This is a genomic window from Synechococcus sp. R55.3 (assembly GCF_047461975.1).
Taxonomy (GTDB): domain Bacteria; phylum Cyanobacteriota; class Cyanobacteriia; order Thermostichales; family Thermostichaceae; genus Thermostichus.
Genome location: NZ_JANSIG010000016.1, coordinates 23,032 through 44,700, shown reverse-complemented (window position 1 = coordinate 44,700; position 21,669 = coordinate 23,032). Strand labels below are relative to the sequence as shown.

Annotated in this window: 12 protein-coding genes; 5 read left to right on the top strand and 7 right to left on the bottom strand. The window is 59.5% G+C overall.

Going from position 1 to position 21,669, the window contains the following annotated elements; translation table 11 throughout:
• Positions 1–123: 123 nt before the first annotated feature.
• The 4 genes from queA to NW849_RS04330 all read right to left on the bottom strand — a co-directional run bounded on the left by queA (position 124) and on the right by NW849_RS04330 (position 5,002).
• Positions 124–1,302: a tRNA preQ1(34) S-adenosylmethionine ribosyltransferase-isomerase QueA gene (queA, locus tag NW849_RS04345; protein ID WP_414356113.1), complete on the bottom strand. Its 1,179-nt coding sequence runs from the start codon at positions 1,300–1,302 to the stop codon at positions 124–126.
• An 83-nt stretch (positions 1,303–1,385) separates the two neighbouring features.
• Positions 1,386–1,967, bottom strand: a complete 582-nt coding sequence (gene dcd, locus NW849_RS04340) for a dCTP deaminase (RefSeq protein WP_011433274.1) — start codon at positions 1,965–1,967, stop codon at positions 1,386–1,388.
• A 73-nt stretch (positions 1,968–2,040) separates the two neighbouring features.
• A complete protein-coding gene (locus NW849_RS04335; RefSeq protein WP_414356112.1) occupies positions 2,041–2,748 on the bottom strand; it encodes a cob(I)yrinic acid a,c-diamide adenosyltransferase in 708 nt (235 codons plus the stop codon).
• Positions 2,749–3,790: 1,042 nt separating this feature from the next.
• On the bottom strand, positions 3,791–5,002 hold the full coding sequence (locus tag NW849_RS04330) for a phosphodiester glycosidase family protein (RefSeq protein WP_414356111.1): 1,212 nt from the start codon (positions 5,000–5,002) through the stop codon (positions 3,791–3,793).
• 336 nt (positions 5,003–5,338) lie between these two features.
• Here NW849_RS04330 and NW849_RS04325 point away from each other — a divergent pair, with 336 nt between their 5' ends.
• Positions 5,339–6,265, top strand: coding sequence for a D-isomer specific 2-hydroxyacid dehydrogenase family protein (locus NW849_RS04325; protein ID WP_414356110.1), 927 nt, complete (start codon positions 5,339–5,341; stop codon positions 6,263–6,265).
• A gap of 56 nt (positions 6,266–6,321) precedes the next feature.
• Here NW849_RS04325 and NW849_RS04320 read toward each other — a convergent pair whose 3' ends face one another.
• The 3 genes from NW849_RS04320 to gltX form a co-directional block, all read right to left on the bottom strand.
• Positions 6,322–7,404 carry an isocitrate/isopropylmalate dehydrogenase family protein gene (locus tag NW849_RS04320; RefSeq protein WP_414344678.1) on the bottom strand — a complete coding sequence of 361 codons (1,083 nt, stop codon included), beginning with the start codon at positions 7,402–7,404 and terminating at the stop codon, positions 6,322–6,324.
• Between the two features lie 167 nt (positions 7,405–7,571).
• The gene (locus tag NW849_RS04315; protein WP_414356108.1) at positions 7,572–10,829 is read right to left on the bottom strand and encodes a GAF domain-containing sensor histidine kinase; all 3,258 of its coding nucleotides are present in this window, start codon (positions 10,827–10,829) and stop codon (positions 7,572–7,574) included.
• Positions 10,830–10,908: 79 nt separating this feature from the next.
• Positions 10,909–12,348, bottom strand: coding sequence for a glutamate--tRNA ligase (gene gltX / locus NW849_RS04310; RefSeq protein WP_414356106.1), 1,440 nt, complete (start codon positions 12,346–12,348; stop codon positions 10,909–10,911).
• A 234-nt stretch (positions 12,349–12,582) separates the two neighbouring features.
• On the opposite strand from gltX, the gene NW849_RS04305 reads away from it, so the two are divergent.
• The 4 genes from NW849_RS04305 (at position 12,583) to NW849_RS04290 (ending at position 21,668) form a co-directional block, all read left to right on the top strand.
• Complete coding sequence (locus NW849_RS04305; RefSeq protein ID WP_414356105.1) at positions 12,583–12,933, top strand: hypothetical protein; 351 nt, start codon at positions 12,583–12,585, stop codon at positions 12,931–12,933.
• A 111-nt stretch (positions 12,934–13,044) separates the two neighbouring features.
• The gene (locus NW849_RS04300; protein ID WP_414356114.1) at positions 13,045–15,837 is read left to right on the top strand and encodes a cation-translocating P-type ATPase; all 2,793 of its coding nucleotides are present in this window, start codon (positions 13,045–13,047) and stop codon (positions 15,835–15,837) included.
• 241 nt (positions 15,838–16,078) lie between these two features.
• Entirely contained in the window at positions 16,079–20,401 is a 4,323-nt protein-coding gene (locus tag NW849_RS04295) for a PAS domain S-box protein (RefSeq protein ID WP_414356103.1), read from the top strand.
• A 34-nt stretch (positions 20,402–20,435) separates the two neighbouring features.
• Positions 20,436–21,668, top strand: a complete 1,233-nt coding sequence (locus NW849_RS04290; protein ID WP_414356102.1) for a response regulator — start codon at positions 20,436–20,438, stop codon at positions 21,666–21,668.
• The last annotated feature ends 1 nt before the right edge of the window (position 21,669 follow it).

The following is a 21,669-nucleotide window of genomic DNA, read 5'->3' as shown; positions in this document are numbered from 1 at the left end:
TTCTACTCAAAGCTTTGCGGGATACCGCCATTCTGTTTGGAAACAAACAGAATGCTATCGCTGCATAGTTGAACAGTAATGTTCAGCAGTGTTCAGCGTAAATGTATCAGGTCAGCCCCAGCCCTAGGGCAAGATGAGCATGCCATCCCCAAAGGAATAGAAGCGATATCCCTGCTCGATGGCCTCTCGGTAGAGATCCAGCAGCCTTTGCCGCCCGATCAGCGCAGCCACCAGCATCATCAGGCTGGAGCGGGGCAGGTGAAAATTGGTGACCAGTCCTTGAATCACCCGCCAGGAGTAGCCGGGGTAGATGAATAGATCGCTTTTCCCCTGCCAAGGCTGCAAGGTGCCAGAGGCTGCCGCGGTTTCCAAAGAGCGCACCACAGTCGTTCCCACCGCGATCACCCGCCCCCCTCGGGCTTGGGCTTTTTGGATGGCTGCCACCGTTTCTGCCGGCACCTTGAGCCACTCGCTGTGGAGACGATGCTCGGTTACCCGCTCCGCTTCCACCGGTCGGAAGGTACCCAGGCCGATGTTCAGGGTGATGTAGGCCGTTTGGATCCCTTTTTGGGCCAGCCGCTCCAGCAGCTCCTGGGTAAAGTGCAGCCCTGCCGTGGGAGCAGCCACCGAGCCGGGGTGTTTGGCCCAGAGGGTTTGGTAGTCTTCAGGGCGAACTTGTCCTGAGCCCGGGGATCCGGAAGCCTTGATGTAGGGAGGAAGCGGGATCCGGCCCACCTGTTCCAGGATTTCCTCAAAAGGTTGCGCCCCTTCCCACTCAAACTGCACCACTCGCCCGCCGGTTTCCAGATCCAAAGCCAGAACGGTGGCCCTCAGCCCAGAGGGGGATCCCTGCTTGCTCCAAAAACCAATCCGATCCCCCACCTTCACCCGTTTGCCCGGCCTGACCAAAACCCGCCAGCTCCACGCCTGATCCGGCAGAGGTTGGGCGGCGGCAGGGATCCCTTCCAGGCAAGGCTCCAGCAGCAACACTTCGACCCGCGCCCCAGAGGGTTCCTTAGCCCCGAACAGGCGGGCCGGGATCACCTTGGTATCGTTGAGAACCAGCAGATCCCCTTCCTGCAGGTAGTCGGGCAGATGGCAGAAGCGGCGATGCTCGTGCCTATCCGGGTGCACCACCAGCATCCGCGCCTGATCCCTGGGCTCCACCGGCGTTTGCGCAATCTGGTCTGGAGGGAGAGTGTAATCGTAGGAAGCTGTAAGCAGATCGGGATTGGACTCCCTATCGCCCAAAGGCTCAGCCTCACCGGGGGGAGCGGCAGCAGGCGAAAAAGAGTCAGGCATGGAGATGAATCAAGATGGGGTTCTACGTGGATCCAGCATAGCCAACCGGATCCCGCCAACCCTCTCCCTTTTGAGGGAAGCAGCTAAACCTTGGCCACCACCACCTGCTGCGGCTGATCCTGATACTTGCCGGCGCGGTCGGCGTAGGTCACTTGGCAGGGATCCCCTTCCAGAAACAGAAGCTGTACCACCCCTTCGTTAGCGTACACACGGCAGTCGGCGCTGGAGGCGTTGGAAAACTCCAGAGTGAGATAGCCCCGCCATCCCGCTTCAGCCGGCGTCAGGTTGGCAATCAGACCCACCCTGGCATAGGAAGATTTGCCAATGCAGATCACGGTAATGTTATCCGGGACTTGCAGCCGTTCCAAGGACACCCCCAACCCATAGGAATGGGCCGGGATGATAAAGTAATCCCCCATCTCGTCGTGGTGCAGCTCCACCGCTTCCAGATTCTTGGGGTTAAACCGCTTGGGATCCACCACCGTGCCGGGCACATGGCGAAAGATCTTGAACTCCACCGGCGACAGGCGGATGTCGTAGCCGTAGGAAGACAGCCCGTAACTCAAAACGGGCCGAGATTCAACAGCGCGCACCAGCTCAGGGCAGAACGGCTCGATCATCCCTCGCCGCGCTTGCTCACAGATCCAGCGGTCGTTTTTTAACATGGATGCAGCCGGTTCCCTAGGGAGTGGGGGGAAAAGCAACAGTTACCATATGTACTGTTTCTGTCAGCTTCTGTCAGCAGTGCGGAGCAACATAGGGTGCCGTAGGCATAGCACTTGTGCCGTTGAATTGAGGGGGATCCAGAGAACAGGCAACATTCCCATCGGCAGTGCGGAGCCCTGGGCCTGGGATGCCACGTAGGCGCAACTGCGTGATCAAGTCGGCCCGCTCCAGAAACGAATCTGGCATCTCCGGCCCGGTGATCACCATGTCCATGGAGATGGGGCGTTGGTCGATTAAGCTCAGCACTTCCGCTTCTGGGATCAGGCCCAACTTCACAGCCAAGCTCAGCTCATCCAACACCACCAAGTCATAGCGGCCACTCCTGACAGCCTCCTGGGTAAATTGCCACAGCTCATCCAATGCCACCCGCTCCTCAGGCTCTAGGTGAGGTGTATCGATGCAGCGGTGCAGGCGACAACGAACCCACTCCAAGGATCTGCCCAGGGAGAGACGATTTTCGGGCCCCTGATTGATCCCACCCTTGAGAAATTGCACGATCAGCACCCGCGTTCCCTGGCCTGCCAAGCGCATCGCCTGAGCCATGACGGGCGTAAACATGCCCCGGCTGGGGTGGGTGTAAAGCTGCAGGGATCCCTGGGGAACCAACTGGGCGGAGAGGGCTCCATCCCGCTGAAGGAAGCGGTCGCCGGCAGCAGAGCTGGCTTGAGCAGTAGGCTGTTTGACGCGGGCCACAGGAAAGGCATCCTTGGGGGAGGGCATAGGATTTGGGGAGGCAGTGCAAACCACGTTCTAATCTCAAGAGCAGGCTAGTGGACACGGCCCTAGGTTATAGGGCCTACAAGTGGTGGAGAGCGTCGGCTATGGATTCCATGAAACACCACCTGTGCGTATCCGTCAACGAGTCGGTTCTGCTTCCGGCCAGCATACAAATCATCCTAAATAGAGTGATAGAAAATACAATCCTTGCCCATCCTAGCTTTTCGGCACGAGAGGCAATACCTGAAAAGAAAAGCTTTGACAGAGGATCTTAATAAAATTTCAGGCCCAGCACAAAAGCTTGTGTGCAGGGCTACCTTACTTGAGTATAGAGGTGCTCTATAAAAATTCGAGGAAAAGATAATTTCTTCCAAATAAGGTTGACTCTCACAAACGGGAATGCCAGCACCGGCAGCCTATCCACCGAGAGCAGCGAGACTTAGCCCACCCCAGAAGCCTTGCCCGACAGGAGCTCCACTCTGTCGGGAGTTGGATAGATCCACACATTGCCGAACATTCGCAGTGGAAAGAATTGCGACCACAACTCCAAATACTTAATTTCCAGACTCGAAATTAACAAAATGCAAATTCGTCAATTATCTTCGTCAAAAAATGATTTATTGACAATATTTTTGAGAATCGCATCCGATTCAGCGAGAAACACAAGGGATTGTGTACATTTTAGATTCTGAGGCCGTTTTCTTCGAGAGATTGACTCTTTAATTATTTTTCTTACCGATCTCGGAGCCGATATTTCCATTTAATTTAACCTCTATTTCTACTCTGAGAAATGAGCATTGGGCATTCAGTTTGGATCCCATTTAAGATTGACCTGCACAAGCTCCGGAGCTTTGGGTGCCGAGATTGCCGGGATCCAGAGCCGAGTCCTTTCCTTCTTGAGAAGTCTTCTCCTAGCAAGGTAGATCCAATCCTGGAGAATACCTGATCCCTCATCCAAGCAGCCGGGAAGTCCAGGGATCCCACCCTCGATCCCTGGATCAAAAAGACACTTCCTGCCAGTACGAAAGGCTGCCTTTGTTCTCTGCTACCGACTTGGACTTGGGAAAAATCCCAAGCCATTGTGAACTCGGGGTGTGCGCCGCCGGGAGGGACTGGGATCCGTCTCACTGTTGGGTGGGCTGGCTTCTGGGTGTCGGTGTTCCAAATTGACGGCTTCTCCCCCCAGCACCAAGGTGGAAGCATTGCCCCCATCCAAGTTCAGGGCATGGCGACAGCCCAATTGCTGCATCAACTGTGCCATCTCCAGCAGGGTGAGCCCTTGATTTTCCTGGGCATTGCCGGCGGTAACCAGCAGCAAATGTCCGCTGTCCAGTTGGCCGATGGCACTGCGGGCGGCTCGCTGCCGGCGAAAGAGAGGCTGAAATCCCTCCAATCGGGCATCCAAAACCACCTGTCCATCCAAGAGCAAGAGCGGCCCTGCGCCCAAGAGGTGAGGATAGGCTTCCAGCTCAGGCGGATCCAAGCGCAGATAAAAGCTGAGGCGATCCCCAGGAACCAGCTTGCGGGCTTCTAGGGCACCTTCTAGCCCCCGCCCTGCCAATACATACCCCTCACTGGGAATCTGTACCGTTAAACTGCCGGCCAGGCCAGCCATCAGAATCTCTTGCACCCGATCCTCCCGCACCATCACGAGCATTTCGTCGTCCGTTTGGGTGGTGTAGGTGGATCCCCAGTCGGGGGTGAACTGGGAGATGCCGGGCAGGATATAGCCTGTATTGATGCCCACCACTGGGATTTGATCCCCAATGGCATTGCGCAGCTCTGCTTGCATCCGCAAACGGGCAAAGCGCACGGATCCCCCTTCTTGCCCTGCCGTCCCATCCGACCAGGCGATGACCCCACGACCCAAAATGGGGCTGGAGATCCAACGGCCATCCCGACGAATTGCCCCCAGCGGCTGACGGGTGTTGCGGTTGAAAAACCCACCGTTAATGGCGGCTACTGCTCCCTGTTCGGGGCCAAAGGAAGACAGCTCCCCCAGACCCACCAGCCCCGCAGGTGCAGCCCAGATAGGCCGCAGTTGGCCCGCTGCGAGAGAAATGACCACGATAGAAACGGGGATCCGATTGTCTCCAACCCAAACCTCCTTCTGGTACAAAGGGATCCCTTGCACCACCCGCACCGGCTGCACACCGAGGGTCACCTGAGCTTGAGCAGCCACGCTGGGCAAAAAGAGAGCAGCAGTGCAGGCTAACCCCCAGCCCATGACCCAGGCGCTCAGCTTGGTTTTGGACATGTCTTCACGTCTTTAGGGCTTCACCATTGTCATTGGGAGATGATTATCCCCCTGCGGCAAAGGTTCCCATCACAATGAGCGACAACAGGATCCCGGGAAAGAGCAGCGTCACCAAGATCAGCAGTTCGGATAGGGTCATTGGGGAATGCTACCTACTTAAGGATTGAGCCAACACAGCAGCCCTAATTTTCACCCTAGCGATCCTATGGAAGTGGCCCAGGATCCCTTTGGGATCCCTTAACACTCGATCACCGGTTTTTGCGGCTGCCCGTGCATGCCATCTCTCGCTCTGCCGACAGTATCCTGGCAAGGGGAAAGCCTTATCCAACGGTTCCTATGGGCATCCAAGGCAAACGCATTGCCGTCGAACCCGACAATCTTCGCCCCTGGCTCAAAGAGGCTGTTTTGGCAGGGGGTGGCGAAATTGTGCCCCTGGCAGAAGCAGAAGCCTTGGTCTGGGCCGATGCCTTTGATGTGCCCGGCCTGAAGTGCTGTCTGGCGGAAGGGAAAGGGATCCGCTGGGTGCAGTTGCCCTGGGCGGGGGTAGAGCCTTTTGTCCGGGCAGGGGTTTTGCATCCTGCCTATGTGTGGACTTGTGGCAAGGGAGTCTATGCTCAACCGGTGGCGGAACATGCCTTGGCCCTGACCTTGGCCGGCTTGCGCGACTTGAAGATCCGCGCCTTGGCCCAAACTTGGCAGGAGGGCTCCGGTACCAGCCTCTGGGGTAGCCGTGTGGTCATTTTCGGGGCCGGGGGCATCGCCCAAGAGTTGATCAAGCTGTTGCAGCCTTTTCAGTGCTCCATCGACGTGGTGCGTCGTAAGGCGGATCCCTTGCCGGGGGCCACGCGGGTGGTGACACTCGCGGAACGGCAAACGGTGTTGGCAGAGGCAGACGTGGTGATCTTGGCCTTGGCTCTCACGCCGGAAACTGAGGGGATCATCGCCCAAGCTGAGTTGGAGCAGATGGGATCCCAGTGCTGGCTGGTGAATGTGGCGCGAGGCAAGCACATCGTGACCTCCGACTTGGTGGCCGCCCTGCAGCAGGGGGTCATTCGCGGGGCCGCCTTGGATGTCACGGATCCCGAGCCCCTACCGGATGGGCATCCCCTCTGGAGCTTGCCCAACTGCCTGATTACCCCCCACACTGCTCTTACCGATGCCATGATTGTCCCAGCCCTCTCTAAGCGGGTGCGAGAAAATGTGCGGCGCTTCCGGGCCGGGGATCCCTTGCTGGGGGTGGTGGATCCGGTTTTGGGGTATTGAGTCCTCTAGCCCCCCTCCCTTGAGGAGCCTGGGATCAGAACATTTGACGCCAAACCCTACTGCGGAGCCATCTCCTGCACGCGGGCAGCAATGGCCTTGGCCATTTCCTGAGTGCCGACAGGATCCCCTGTGGCCAGGTCATAGGTGACCTGCTTGCCCTCGGCGATCACCGCCTGCACCGCCGCCTCCACCCTTGCGGCAGCCTCCCGCTCTCCTAGGTAGCGCAGCATCATCGCCCCGGAGAGGATCAGAGCGCAGGGGTTGACTTTGTTTTGGCCAGCGTACTTGGGAGCAGAGCCGTGAATGGCCTCAAAAACCGCAATGCCGTCGCCGATGTTGGCCCCCGGCGCCACCCCCAGCCCGCCGATCATCCCCGCGCACAAGTCGGAAATGATGTCCCCATAGAGGTTGGTGAGCACCAGCACATCGTAGAGCTGCGGCTTTTGCATCAGTTGCATGCACATGTTGTCCACGATGCGATCTTCAAACTCGATGTCGGGGTACTCCTGGGCCACCTCCCGTGCCACCTGCAAAAACAAGCCATCGGTGAATTTCATGATGTTGGCTTTGTGAACTGCCGTCACCTTCTTGCGGCCATTCTGGCGGGCGTACTCAAAGGCAAATTTGACAATGCGGCGGCTGCCGAAGTCCGAAATGGGCTTGATGCCGATGGCGGATCCCTCGCGGATGGGTTTGCCGGAGAGGCGCATCATTTCCTCCCGCGCTTGGATGGCTTCCGGCGTGCCCCGTTCAAACTCGATCCCGGCATAGAGATCTTCGGTATTTTCCCGCACCACCACTAGGTCGATGTCTTGAAAAGGGCTTTTGACACCGAGCATGGATTTGGCCGGGCGCAGATTGGCGAAAAGATCCAGCTCCTTGCGAATGGCCACGTTGACCGAACGAAAGCCAGTACCTACGGGAGTGCCAATCGGCCCTTTGATCGCCACTTTGGTTTCCCGAATGGACTCCAACACCTGGGGTGGCAAGGGGGTGCCGTATTTTTCAATCACCTCCACCCCTGCCTCTACCGGGATCCATTCGAACCGAACCCCAGTAGCCTCCAAGACCGTGGTCATCGCCTTGGCCACTTCCGGGCCGATGCCATCCCCAGGGATCAAAGTCACACGATAGGCCACAGATGCTTCTCCTCGCAGTGTTAACGACAGCGCAAAAACTCCGTCCTGCCGGCGTGAGAGGATCCCTCCACCAGACAGGTTAGAGAACCGGGAACCCTTGAGCTTAAACGACTATAGAACAGGTTGAGACTGAAAATGCTGCGTCTGCTACCTCAGAAAAGGGGGGGCTAGCCGCAAGATCGGGGACTCGGCGGCAGAGGGACTCGCAGCTCTACAACTGTGCCACTGCCAAAGCGGCGATTACGCCAAGCAATGCTTGCCCCGATCAACTCGGCTCGGTAGCGCATGTTGAGCAACCCGTGTCCATGGCCAGACGGCTGGGCGGGATCCACCCCACTCTTGGACTCCGGCATACCGCAGCCATCGTCGATGATCTTCAGCTCCAAGTGGGTGTAGGGAGCCTGAGGGTTGGTAGAGGAACCCGCGTCCTGTTGCGCCTTGGGCTGAATGATGAGATCGATGCGCCGTGCCCCTGCGTGTTTGACGATGTTGTTCAGAGCCTCCTGCACGATGCGGAAAATGTTGCTCTGGCAGGTGGGGCTGAGACGGGAGAGCAGGCCATCGGCTTGGTTGTCGAAACGGGTGAGGAGAGGATGGGGGGAACGTTGGGCGGCCCGTTCCAGGAGACTGCGCAGAGCGGGGCCAAGGTTAAAGGCCCGCATGGCCGTCGGCTGCAAATCTTCCACGATCCCGCGCAATTCGGCCATGGTCTCTCGCAGTTGGGCGCTCATGGCCCGCAACTGAGCCTGTCCGGCTGGGCCAATGGTCGGATCGCCGGATAGCTCTTGGATCTGGCGAGACAAAGCTCCCAGATCTGCCAAGGTTTGGTCGTGCAAATCGGCGGCCAACCGACGACTTTCCGCCTCTCGCCCCTCGGTTAGGCCCCGCAAAGCTGCTGCCGTCGCCTCCTGACGGCGAACCTGCTCGTAGAAAGAGGCCCGCTGCAAGGCTACTGCCGCAATGTCCGCCAGCGCGTTCACCAAGTCCGTATCTCTGGGGGAAAATCCGGCGGCTTCTGAGGCGATATCGGCGGTTTTGCTTCCCCGAACTGCCGGCTCAAACGGCGGCATGAAGGCGCAAAGCACCCCGGCCACCTGGCGAGCATCGGTGACTATCGGCACACCCAACAGGGAGCGGATGCCCTTTTGCAGCAGATGGCGGCGGGCGTGGGCAGACAATGGGAAGGTGTTGACATCTGGAATCAGCAGCGTGTTCAGGTGGCTGTAGCAATTGACCCAGAGGAGCTGGCTTAGCTCAGGGGGCAGCGTCTGTCCCCTTTGGGAAGGGATCCCCGGCTGACGGCAATACTCTTGGATGATGGCCAGAGGTTCTGCAGGAGCGCCGGCCAAGGGTTGCTGAGCCAAAGGACTCCGTCCCGCCTCTGGTGGGGCTGTTGCTCTGCCTACGGCAGGGGAAGGGGAACCGCAAGGCTGTCGCGACGAGGCTGCGAACGGCTCATGGCCACTGCAGGGCGCCACAAAACTGCACCGCTCAACCTGCAAAGCCTCTGCCATGCCCTCGAGGGCAATCTGCACCACCTCCTGGGGATTGTAGGTGCCGCTGAGGCGCTGGGCAATCTGGCGCAAAAGGCTTTCCCGCTGGGCAGAGCTACGGGTTTGCTCGTAAAGCCGCGCTTGCTTGAGGGCGATCCCCGCCTGCTCGGCCACGGCTTCTGCCAACTCCAGATCCTCCGGCTGCCAAGGACGAGGGGTCAGGGAATCGCTGCCAGGGTAGCGGATTAGGGCAATGCCCCCCAACAGTTCTTGGGGCCTGTCCGGATGCTCAGAAGCAAATAGGGGCACCAACAACAGCCCACTCCCCTGGCTCTGAGGCTTTAGATCGGCCCAGGACTGAGCCGTCTGCGGCTCCGGCACCACCACAGGCCCCCTCAAGGTGGCGAGCAAACTGGCCCCCAAGCGCAACTTGGCTCGAATCGTCTCCGGCAAGTCCGGCGGGATCCCAGGCTCAACCCAGGGGCAATCTGGGGATCCCACCAACGGCCCCCTTGTCGGCAACAGAGTGTCCAGCAACGACTCCGTCCCGCCCACGCGAACGGTGGGGGAAAGCTGCGGCGCATAAAGGCCAACAGGGTGTAGCAGCTCCTGCTCCGGCTGCCAGAGGGCCAAGATACACACATCTGCCTGAAAAGCCGCCCCGATCTGCTGGGTGATCGCATGGAAGAGGGTGGTGGGCTCCAGGCTGGAGCGAATCGCCGCCGTGATCGAGTGCAACAGAGCCAGCCGTTCCGTCTGCTGATGGGCATGCTCGAACAGGCTGGAACGGGTGAGGGCAATGGCCAGTTGAGAGGCCACCGAGCGCAACAGCTCGATCTCCTCCGGCTGCCAAAGGTGGGGTGTGGTGACGTACACTCCCAACAACCCAATCATCTCCCCTGGCTCTGCAGCCAAACCGGGCCGTCCCCCATCCTTCCCGCCAACCTCCGAAAGCCCTACTCCTGCCGAGCCCACCGACTGCACCGGGATCAGCACCGCCGAGCAAGCCTGCAGCGCCTGGAGAGCGGCCAACCCCTCTGGGGTCAGGAGATCTCGATCCGGCAGCAGAGGCAAGGCTATTTGCACCACCTGCCCCGTCCGCAGGCGCTCGCACAGCGAGCCAAAGTCCTGGATCCGGTACACCTCTCCTAGGGAGGGGGTTAGCCCAGGGCTCAGGGCCTCATGGCTGACCCGAACCGTCTGCTGATCCGGGCTGAGACTGTAAAAACAGCAGCGGCTCAGCCCCTTCACCCCTTTCGAGAGAAAGGCCTGCTGCAGCTCCTTCAGGGCAGTGCTGACGATTTGATCCCACTGCAAAAAGCGGTGAACAGTGCTGGTGATGCGGTTGAGCAGCGCCTCCCGCACCGCCTGCCGTCGGCTGCGCTCCAGCAGCTTGGCATTGATGATGGCGCTGGCGATATAGGAACAGAGGAACTTCACCACTTCCAGAAAGCTGGCTTCCAGAGGTGTCCGGCTCAACAGAGCCAAAGCCCCCAGCCGCTCCTCCCCTCGGTTAATCGGGTAGGCAACAAAGCCCCGCAAGCCATTGGCCTTCACCCACTCCGGGGCGGGCATCCAGGCTTCTTGGGCGGGATTGTTGCTCAAAAGCGGCAGCCCCTCCTGGGCCACCCGTCCTAAAGGGCTGTCGTCAGGATAGATCCGCTGAATTTGGTCGTGAGCAGGGCTGAGCAGGCCGGCATGGGCCACCGACTGAAAACATCCTTCCTGCGGGTCGAAAATCCAAAGGCGAGCTGAGGCCGCGCCCAGGCGATTTACCATCTGCTGTACCAAGGTCTGGGCCAGCTTGAGCACACACTGCTCCAGCTCCCCCATCTCTACAGAGTCCGAAGAGGATGGGGAAGATAACTGAGAAGAGAGCAGCACCAGTTCTTGGACAATTTGGTTTGCAGCCTGTAGCTGGCGTGACAGCATGGGATCCCGATTGCGGCAGCGGTGCGGAGCACTTTCAACAGAGGCAACCGAAGGCATGACAGCAAGAGATGGGCTTCCATCAACAAGAAACCAACTTCTGCACAGCCTCTAACCGCCCCAAAGCCCAGCCCCGCCGCTGGAGAAGGGCAAAAGATTCCAGCAAATCCGGCCCCTGCAGATCCCCTGTCAGGGCGGCCCGCAAACTCTTCATCAGCAGGCCCTTTTTCATGTTCTGGCCCTTGGCCACCTGATCCACCAGCGGTTTTAAGCTGTCCGCCGAAACCTGGGGCAGCTCGGCAGCAGCCAACGTGGTGGCCATTGCAGCCATAGCCTCTGCCACCCCAGGCAGGCGCAACTGTTCCAGAGCTGGCAACGTGTAGCTGAGGGGCTCCTGAAACAAAAAGCGGCTGAGCGGAGGAGCCTCTGCCAGGCGGTCGATACCATCGGCAATCAGGCGGGCCACATCTTCCAACCAGGTGGGATCCGGCACCTCGGAAAGGTCAAACCCTGCCGCCTGCCAAAAGGGGGTGAGCCGTTCTACCAGTTCTGGCGGAGAAAGCCGCTTGATGTACTGGCTGTTGATCCAGTTGAGCTTGTCCCAGTCAAAGCGGGCAGCCGCACGGTTAACCCGGTCAAAGTCGAACAGCGCAGCCGCCTTTTCCAAAGAGAAAAGCTCTTCCCCATCCGGGGGCGACCAACTGAGCAAAGCCAAATAGTTCTTGAGAGCTTCCGGCAAAAAGCCCAGTTGCTGGAACTCTGCTACCGAAGTTGCCCCATCCCGTTTGGAGAGCTTTTTCCCCTCCGGGTTCAGGATTAAAGGAGAATGCGCGAACTGGGGAGGTTCGTAGCCAAGAGCACGGTAGAGCAAAATCTGCTTGGGGGTATTGCCGATGTGATCTTCGCCGCGAATCACATGGGTGATGCCCATGTCAATATCATCCACCACCACCGCCAAGTTGTAGAGAGGGTAGCCATCCGCTCGGGCAATGACCATATCCCCCCCCAAGTCCTGGGTGTTCCAGGTAATGGGGCCGCGAATGAGATCCACCCAAGACACTTCCAGGGGCTCCTCGATTTTGAAGCGGATCACCGGCTGCCGACCCTCGGCTTCGTAGGCCCGTCGCTGGGCTTCGGTGAGAAAGCGGTGGCGGTTGTCGTAGCGGGGGGCTTTGCCGGCGGCCTTCTGGGCAGCGCGCATCTCCTCCAGCTCCGCCTCGCTGACGTAGCAGCGGTAGGCCAACCCTCGATCCAGAAGCTGCTGTACCACCGCTTGATAGCGCTCGATGCGCTTGGATTGGTAGACCGGCCCTTCGTCCCAGTCTAGGCCCAACCAGGCCAGGCCCGCCAAAATGTTGCGGGTGTAGCGGGGCAAAGAGCGGTCGCGGTCGGTGTCCTCGATGCGCAAAATGAACCGGCCACCGTGGCGACGGGCATACAGCCAGTTGAACACTGCCGTTCGGGCGGTGCCGATGTGCAGATTTCCGGTTGGGCTGGGGGCAATGCGAACACAAACACTCACAGGTCTAAGGATCCCAAGCAGAGTATCCCGATCCTAGTCGGCGGCGAGATCCTTTGTCATGTTGGCGTTCTATTGGGTTGCAGGCGGTTGCCAATCGAGGCATTTCGAGTAGAATCCGCCTTAGCTGCCGGTCAAAAGGTAGGCTTCATGGGGATCCAAGTCAATGAGCAACGTTCAAACCCCGCTTTTTTCCGGTGTTGAGGAAAAGCTGTAGCGCAGGAGGAATCACAGCACATGCGTCTGACTTCGGCCATTCTTCTGGGTTGTCTATCCGCCGGGATCCCGATTGGATCCGCCTTGGCCCAAATTGCCTATCCTTCCTATCCGGTGGGAGATGCCCTGGATAGGATCCTGTTGGATACAGGCAGGAATGTGGATCCGGTCATTTTCCCTGAGGAGGTGGTGCGCTCCCAGGCCCGGCAGACCACCGCCTTCTTCACCACGCTGCTGAACCAACGCACCAACATCCCACCCCTGCGCTCGCTAGATTTGCCCAGTCCCTATCAGGCTTCGGTTCGTACCCAGGCCGGATATTACCGCGTCACCCAGACAGAGCCCGTTTTGGATTTTGAAATCTTGCGCTAGGCAGGGCAGGTATTCGGGGCCTACTCCAGCACCGGTCTGCTGCTGTCAGAATCCTCCTCCTGTGGGGCGGGGAGTATGTCAAAATGCGGCAAGAACCCTCGAGTGGTCGCGATGATCCCACCGGATGGATCCCCCCTTGCTTCTGTTCCTGCCTGGCATAGCCTCACCCTTGCCGCCGCCATCCAGAAGTTGCAGACCGATCCCGATCGTGGCCTCACCACTCAGCAGGTGATCCAGAGGCAGCGGCAATATGGCCCCAATGAGCTGATCACCACTTCTTCTGGCCGTAGCTCCTGGCAAGTCCTGCTGGATCAATTCCGCAACATCATGCTGCTGATGCTGATCGCCGTAGCGGCGATCTCAGCCACTTTGGACTTGCAAGAAGGCGAGTTTCCCAAAGATGCCCTGGCCATTTTGTTGATCGTTGGCCTTAACGGTGGCCTGGGCTATTTGCAAGAAAGTCGGGCGGAAAAAGCGCTGGCGGCCCTGAAAAAACTGGCCTCCCCTACCGTGCGGGTGGAGCGGGATGGCCTGTGGCAAGAAGTTCCAGCCAGCCAACTGGTGCCGGGGGATCGCGTGCTGCTGGAAGCCGGGGTACAGATCCCAGCCGATGGGCGCTTGGCCGAGGCCGTGAACCTGCAGGTGCGGGAAGCAGCTTTGACCGGAGAAGCCACCCCTGTAACCAAACAGGCAGATTGCGTACTCCCGCCGGACATCGAGCTGGGGGAACGGCGCAACATGGCCTTCATGGGCACCGAAGTGATTCAGGGGCGAGGGATCCTCTTGGTTACTGCCACCGGCATGAACACGGAGCTGGGCAAGGTGGCGAAGCTGCTACAAACGGTGGAAAACGAGCCCACTCCCCTGCAGCGGCGCATGAGCCAACTGGGCAATGTGCTGGTGTCGGGATCCCTGGCTTTGGTGGCCTTGGTGGTGGGGATAGGGTTGCTGCAAGCCGGGAGTATGGCCCCTTTCACCTCGCTTCTGGAAACCTCCTTGAGCATGGCCGTGGCCGTGGTACCAGAGGGGCTGCCTGCGGTGATCACTGTCACCCTAGCCATTGGCACCCAACGCATGGTGCGCCGCCATGCCCTCATCCGCCGCCTGCCAGCAGTGGAAACCCTGGGATCCGTCACCACCATCTGCTCCGACAAAACCGGCACCCTCACGGAAAACAAAATGGTGGTGACCGACATCGTTACCCCCGACCGCCACTACCACGTCAGCGGCAGCGGTTACATCCCCAAGGGCTCCTTCTACTGCGGCGGCCAGCTCATGGATCCAGAGAGCGCCCCAGATTTGCAGGCCATCTTGCGGGCCGTGGTGTTCTGCAACGATGCCCTGTTGCAGGCCAGTCTCCAACCTGTTGCCGGGCGTAACCCTCGGTCTGCAGTTTCTTCCCCCCCTTCAACGCCCACCTGGTCCATCCTGGGGGATCCCACCGAGGCCGCCCTGCTGGTGGCAGCCGCCAAGGCCAACCTCCACAAAGGCTCTTTACAGGAGCGCTACCCACGGGTGCAGGAGCTCCCCTTCAGCTCGGAACGAAAACGCATGAGCGTGGTGATCCAAGAAAACGGCGGCTATTGCGTCTACATCAAGGGATCCCCAGAGCTGGTGCTGGAGCGGTGTGATCGCATCCAGAAAGGGGGAACTTGGCAGGAGCTGTCGGAAACCGATCGCCAGGCCATCCTCGGCACCAATAACCGCCTGGCCGCCCAAGGTATTCGGGTTCTGGGGGTAGCCACCCAGAGGCTAGAGCGGATCCCGGACAACGGGGAAGAGGTGGAGCACAACCTGGTTTGGCTGGGCCTGATGGGGATGCACGATGCTCCGCGACCAGAGGCACGAGAGGCCGTGGCCCGCTGCCGAGAAGCTGGGATCCGCACGTTGATGATTACCGGCGACCACCAACTGACAGCTGTTGCCATTGCCCGCCAGCTGGGCATTCTCGAGTCGGAGGATCAGGCGATTGACGGACGCACCCTCTCCCGCCTGAGTTTTGAGGAGCTGCTGCAAACGGTGCAGACGGTCAACGTCTATGCCCGCGTGGCACCCGAACACAAGCTGCGCATTGTCCAGGCCTTGCAAAAGCAAAACGAGTTCGTGGCCATGACCGGGGATGGGGTCAACGACGCCCCTGCCCTGCGCCAAGCGGATATTGGCATCGCCATGGGCATCACGGGCACCGATGTGAGCAAAGAGGCCAGCGATATGGTGCTGCTGGACGACAACTTCGCCACCATCGTGGCAGCCATTGAAGAAGGGCGAGTGGTCTACAGCAACATCCGCCGCTTTGTGAAGTACATTTTGGGCAGCAACATCGGTGAGGTGCTGACAGTGGCTGCTGCCCCCATCCTGGGCTTGGGGGATGTGCCGCTGACACCCCTACAGATCTTGTGGATGAACTTGGTGACCGATGGCCTGCCCGCTCTGGCCTTGGCTTTGGAACCGGCGGAGCCAGGGGTGATGCAGCGCCCCCCCTTCAACCCCAAAGAGAGCATCTTCGCGCAGGGCCTGGGAGCCTACATGGTGCGCATCGGCGTGGTTTTTGCCATCTCCACAATCCTCATGATGGCCATTGTGGAAGCCTACATCCCCCACTGGCGCACGATGGTCTTCACCACCTTGTGTATCGCCCAGATGGGCCATGCGCTGGCCGTGCGCTCCAACGAGAAGCTCACCATCGAGACCAACCCTTTCTCCAACCCCTACCTGCTGGGCGCGGTCCTGACCACTCTGCTCTTGCAATTGGCTCTGCTCTATGTGCCTTTCTTGCGCAGCTTCTTTGGCACAGAGGAGCTAACCCGCACTGAACTTTTGATCTGCTTGGGCTCTAGCACCGTGGTTATGGTCTGGGTGGAGTTGGAAAAACTCTATTGCCGCTGGCGCAAGGGATCCCGCTGAATCTTCACAATTATTTTTCACAATAAAGCATCTTCACAATAAAGAGTCTCTCTCCCTACTGCACCCAGAAACAAAGCTTTGAGCCAAGACTCATTTCCCCAAAAAGCCACTCTTGAGGAATCCTGCCCATTGCATAGAGGCCATTTCCGCAAGTTAGCTGAGCTTCCCCTTTTGACCTCCAAGATAAGCTGGAAAGACTTGCTGGGATACTGTGGAAAGGGGGCAGGAATCTCTGGGTTCTATGCACAGAGAGCTATGGGCGGTAGGGAAAACGGTGGGCCTGGTGGATCCCTCTGGCCTTGCCTTTTGGCTGCTGGGATCCCTCTTCTTGGCTCTCCTGCTGCTTGGCGTCAGCCTGGGGGAAAGTCAGCCGCTTTCTGTCTTCAGAGGGATCCTGGGATCCCTTTCTCGAAGATTTCCCTTCCAACCTCCTAGAGGCACCCCCAGCCCAGAGGCTCGTTTTCGGGCAGCCTTGGAAGCCAGCTTGGATGCTATTTACCTGCTGGAGGCGGTGCGCGATCCCGTTACCCGCGAGATCCGCGACTTTGTCTTTGTGGATGTCAACGCCAAGGGGGAAGAGCTCATTTCCCTCCAGCGCCGGCAGATCATCGGCCAGCGGCTGTGCGAGCTGCTGCCCATCAACCGCTGGGGGGGCTTTTTTGAGAAATACAAGCGAGTGGTGGAAACCGGCATTCCTCTGGAAGAGGAGTTCCCCATTTCGGGGCAGCCGGGCTTGAAGGCCAGTTGGATCCATCACCAAGTGGTGCCGGTGGGCGATGGGATCCTCATCACCAGCCGCGACATCAGCGAGCGGGTCAAGATGGAGCGGGCTCTACAGGAAAGCGAGTCTCGCTACCGCGCCCTCTACGAGGCCATTCCCGACTTGATTTTTGAGCTCAGCGCCGAGGGAGTCATTCTTCATTGCAAGCCTTCCCCTTACGTTCCCACCCGACATCCGCCTGAGTTTTACGTGGGTCGCCGCGCCCAAGACGTGTTTACTGGCTCGCTGAAAGAGCAGTATCCATCTCTGGCGGAGGGGGCCTTGGTCAGCCAGACGCCGCAGTACCTAGAGTACGAAGTTGAGATTGAGCCGGGGATCCGCTGCTATCGGAGAGCCTGCGTTGTCGCTCACGGGAGAGACAAAGTTTACATCCTGGTGCGGGATATCACCGAGCGGAAACAGGCGGAGTTGGCCCTTAGAGAAATGGAAGCCACCCAGCGGGCCATTCTCCAAGCCATCCCCGACCTTATTGTTCGCCTGAATCGCCAGGGCATCTGCCTGAGTTTTATTTCCGGCGGCGATGTCCATCTTGACTGCCCAGCAGAGCGCCACTTAGGTCGATCCCTCCAGGAGATTCTGCCGCTGGAGCTGGCAGAGCAGCGGCTTTTCTATGTTCAGCAGGCTCTGGCCACCCAAACCCAACAGCGCTACGAGTACAGCATTGAAGTCCGAGGGGAGGTACGCCACGAAGAAGCCCGCATTGTCCCTCTCAACAGCCAGGAAGTCCTGGTGATCGTGCGGGATATTACAGAAGCCAAGCAGGCAGAGCTGGCCTTGAAAGCCGCTGAACAGGTGCAGCGAGCCATTCTAGAAGCCATTCCCGACTTGATCTTTCGCCTGGACAGCCAGGGCATCTGCTTGAGCTTTGTCTCCGGGGGCGAGGTTCTTCCCTATGGCTCGCCGGACACCTACGTGGGCCGATCCCTGCAGGAGCTTTTGCCACCGGAGTTGGCCGAGCGGCGGCTTTTCTTTGTTCAGCAGGCTATAGCTACCCAGACGCGGCAGCGCTACGACCAAAGCATCGAGATTGAAGGGGAGACCCGCCACGAAGAGGTGCGCATTGTGCCCCTCAACGCCCAAGAGGTGGTGGTGATCGTCCGCGATGTAACCGACAGGGTGCGATCCCAGCAGGCCGTCCAGGAAAGCGAGCAGAAGTTCCGGGCGCTGTTTGAGAATGCCGCTGTGGCCATCCTCATCCGTCATGCCGAGACCGGCGAGATCCTGGAGGCCAACTCCCAGGCCATTGCGGCCTATAGCTTCTCCAGTTTGGAGGAGCTGCGAGCCTTCGACGCTTCCGAGCAGTCTCCCTATCGCCAGGCTCTTCGGGGCGGGGAGTTCTCGCTGCAGTCCTACTTGGAGCAAGCCCGCCAGCAGGGATCCGCCCGCTTTGAGTGGCAATGGCAGCGGCAGGATGGCCAGGTTGTCTGGGAAGACGTGTTTGTGCAGCCCCTTGTCTTGCGCGGGATCCCGTGTTGGGTGTTTACCGCGGTGGACATCACTGCCCGCAAGTCGGCAGAAGCGGAGCTGGAGCAGTTTTTCTCGGTAGCTCTGGATTTGCTCTGCATTGCCGATGCCCAAGGGTACTTTCGCCGTCTCAACCGCGCCTGGGAGACTACGCTGGGCTATTCTCTGCAGGAGCTGCAGAGCCGACCCTTTTTGGAGTGGGTTCACCCGGAAGATGTCCCCGCCACGCAGGCGGCCATGCAGCAGCTTGTCGAAGAGAAACGGCTGGATCACTTTGTCAACCGCTACCGCACTCAGGACGGCAGCTATCGCTTCATCGAGTGGCGAGCCTCTTTGGCCGGATCCCTGTTCTACGCCGCCGGACGGGATATCACCCTAGCCAAGCTGGCAGAAGAGCAGATGAAAGCAGCCAAGGAAGCTGCCGAAGCCGCCAGCCGGGCCAAGAGCGAGTTCCTGGCCACCATCAGCCACGAGATCCGCACCCCCATCAACGCCATCCTGGGAATGGCTAACCTGCTGCTGGACACCTCTTTGGATCGACAGCAGCAGGATTGGGTGCAGACCATCCGCTATGGAGGCGAGGTGCTGCTGAACCTAATCAACGACATCCTCGATTTCTCCAAGATCGAGTCCCAGAAGCTGGAACTGGAGGAAATACCCTTTTCCTTGCCGCAGTTGGTGGAGGAGCTGCTGGATTTGATGGCCGCCCAAGCCCAGAGCAAGGAGCTGGAGCTGATGGCCTGGGTGGATCCCAACCTGCCGCCAACCTTGATAGGGGATCCGGGCCGCCTGCGGCAAATTTTGGCCAACCTGCTCAGCAACGCCATCAAGTTCACCCCCCAGGGAGAGGTAGTGGTGACGGTCGAGGCAGGGGAGAGGGATCCCGAAAAGCAATGGGTCAACGTTCAGGTGCGGGATACAGGCATTGGCATTCCCCCCGAAAAATTGGATCGCCTCTTCAAGCCCTTCAGCCAGGTGGATAGCTCCATCAGCCGCCAGTTTGGGGGCACCGGCCTGGGCCTGGCCATCAGCCAGCGTCTCTGCCAGCTCATGGGGGGAGCAATCGGGGTGGAAAGTCAGCCGGGCCAGGGATCCACTTTTCGCTTTCGCATCCCCCTAAAGAGGCCAGACCAGGAGCTGTTGCCAACCGCCGCGCCGGATCCGTGCTTGGCCGGCAAGCGGGTTTTGCTGGTGGAAGACAACGCCAGTCAACGGCGGTTGCTATCCCGACTGCTGAGCGCTTGGGGCATGGAGGTAACCTGTTGTGCCTTGGCGGCAGAAGCCCAGGCTGCAGTTAGAACTCGTCCTTTTGACCTGGCCCTTCTGGATGCCACCCTGCCAGACCGGGATGGCTTGACCCTGGCGGCTGACCTGCAGACAGCGCAACCCCGCCTGTTGCCCATAGTGCTGACGGGGCGCAACTTCATCTCCACAGGAGACCCTCTCCCCACTTTGGCCAAGCCGGTCAAAGCCTCCCAACTGCGGAAGCTGCTGCTGGGGCTTGTGGGAGAAAAAGCTCCTTCCTCCTTATCTTCCTCTCCCGCCGCTCCTCCCTCCATTTGGGACGCGACCCTGGCCAGCCGCTACCCACTGCAGATCCTGGTGGCAGAGGATAACCCGGTTAACCAGAAGGTGATTCGCCTCATGCTGGAGCGATTGGGCTACCGGCCCGACATAGTCGGCAACGGTCTGGAAGCCGTCCAAGCTCTGCGCCTGCGACCCTACGATCTGGTGTTGATGGATATGCAAATGCCGGAGCTGGATGGTCTTGCGGCCACCCGTCGCATCCGTGCTGAGCTGCCCCCTGAGCGCCAGCCTCGCATTGTTGTCCTCACGGCCAATGTGTTTTCGGAAGGCCGTGCTGCCGCCGAAGCTGCCGGGGTGGATGGCTACCTCACCAAACCCTTGGAGCCAGCCGCCCTAGTCCGGGTTCTTCAGGGATCCCCTCCCCTTCCCAAGCCGGCCAGCCAAGAAGAGGATCCGCCCCTCGACCCCGTTATCCTCGCCCAGATGCGGGCAGTCTTCAGCTCTCCAGAAGCCTGGCAGGAGATGATCCAAACCTACCGGCAGGACAGCGAAGCTCTATTGGGATCCCTGCGGCAGGCCCTAGAGCAGCGGGATCCCCAAGCCATTGCTCGGTTGGCCCACCGCCTCAAAGGCGGCAGCAGCACCCTAGGCGCCAAACGTCTGGCCGAGCTGTGTCAGCAGTTGGAAAAGCTGGTTCATGCCGAGCCAGCCAGTTCTGTAAAATGGGATACTATAGAGCAAGCCCTGCAGAAGCTGGAGGTGGCATATCGGCAAGTTATCCTCAGTCTCTGAGTGCAGAGCTTTTCTCCCTCTCCTCTCGATGCCTATGCTGAAGCCCAATCCCCACCCTCCGGCCAGCTCGCCGGCGGTTCCTGGGGCCAAGGCGGGATCCCCCTCTCCTGAAAAGAAGCCGTTGTTGTTGATCGCGGACGATGAGCCCAGCCAGCGAATCTTGGTTCGCTACGCCCTTGAGCGAGAAGGCTACCAAGTCCTGGAAGCCAGCAGCGGCGAAGTCTGTCTGCAGCTAGCCGCTCAACACCCAGTGGATATGGTCTTGCTGGATGCGGTCATGCCGGATGTGGATGGGTTTGAGTGCTGTCGCCGCCTCCATGCTCAAAACTCGGATCTGCCCATTCTCATCGTCACGGCGCTGGAAGATGAGTCCTGCGTGGATGAAGCCTTTGCTGCCGGGGCCAGCGATTACATTTCCAAGCCCATTCGTTGGGCGGTTTTGAAGCGGCGTATCCGTCACCTGATCCAGGCCAGCCAAGCCCAACGCCACCTGCGGGAACTCAACCAAGCCCTAGAAGCCAAAGTGCAGGAACGTACCGCCCAGCTGGCCTGCCAGGTACAGGACTTGCAGCAGCTCAGCCGCCTTAAGGATAGCTTTCTGGCCAGCGTTTCTCACGAGCTGCGCACTCCCCTCACCAAGATCAAGCTGGCCCTGGAACTGTTGGGCCGCACTCCTCTCAACGAGAAGCAGTGCCAATACCACCGCATTGCCCTGGAAGAATGTCAAGCTGAAATCGAGCTAATCAACAGATTGCTGGATCTGCAGAGCCTAGAAGCCAAAGAGTTGGGCTCTGCGGCTGCCGCCATCGATCTCCACAGCCTTTGCACAGGCCTACTCAATGGGGTGCGAGAACGGGCTCAGGCTCGGCAACTGAAGCTGGAGATGGCGGAGCTGACCTCATTCCCGGCAGTGCTCTACAGCTACCCGCAGCAGCTAACCCTGATCCTGAAGGAACTGCTGGAAAATGCCTGCAAGTTTACCCAGCCGGGCGGAACCCTCCGCTTGGAGGTGCAAGCCTTTCCCGGTGGGGTTGAGCTAAGGATTGGCAATACCGCCCAAATCGAGCCTGACCACCTGCCCCACCTTTTCGAGCGCTTTTACCGGGTGCCCTCTGAGGATCCCTGGGCGCAACCGGGCAGCGGCCTTGGACTGGCCTTGGTGAAGCAGTGGGTGGAGTATCTGCAGGGCCAAATCCGGGTCACCAGCCAGAAGGGATGGACTTGGTTTGTCCTTTGGCTGCCCAGCCTAGAGCCCTCCAACCGTTGAC

Excerpts from the sequence above, each read along its gene's own strand:
- queA (WP_414356113.1), bottom strand. The coding sequence starts at position 1,302 with ATGCCTGACTCTTTTTCGCCTGCTGCCGCTCCCCCCGGTGAGGCTGAG.
- dcd (WP_011433274.1), bottom strand. The coding sequence starts at position 1,967 with ATGTTAAAAAACGACCGCTGGATCTGTGAGCAAGCGCGGCGAGGGATG.
- NW849_RS04335 (WP_414356112.1), bottom strand. The coding sequence starts at position 2,748 with ATGCCCTCCCCCAAGGATGCCTTTCCTGTGGCCCGCGTCAAACAGCCT.
- NW849_RS04330 (WP_414356111.1), bottom strand. The coding sequence starts at position 5,002 with ATGTCCAAAACCAAGCTGAGCGCCTGGGTCATGGGCTGGGGGTTAGCC.
- NW849_RS04325 (WP_414356110.1), top strand. The coding sequence starts at position 5,339 with ATGGGCATCCAAGGCAAACGCATTGCCGTCGAACCCGACAATCTTCGC.
- NW849_RS04315 (WP_414356108.1), bottom strand. The coding sequence starts at position 10,829 with ATGCTGTCACGCCAGCTACAGGCTGCAAACCAAATTGTCCAAGAACTG.
- NW849_RS04305 (WP_414356105.1), top strand. The coding sequence starts at position 12,583 with ATGCGTCTGACTTCGGCCATTCTTCTGGGTTGTCTATCCGCCGGGATC.
- NW849_RS04300 (WP_414356114.1), top strand. The coding sequence starts at position 13,045 with ATGATCCCACCGGATGGATCCCCCCTTGCTTCTGTTCCTGCCTGGCAT.
- NW849_RS04295 (WP_414356103.1), top strand. The coding sequence starts at position 16,079 with ATGCACAGAGAGCTATGGGCGGTAGGGAAAACGGTGGGCCTGGTGGAT.
- NW849_RS04290 (WP_414356102.1), top strand. The coding sequence starts at position 20,436 with ATGCTGAAGCCCAATCCCCACCCTCCGGCCAGCTCGCCGGCGGTTCCT.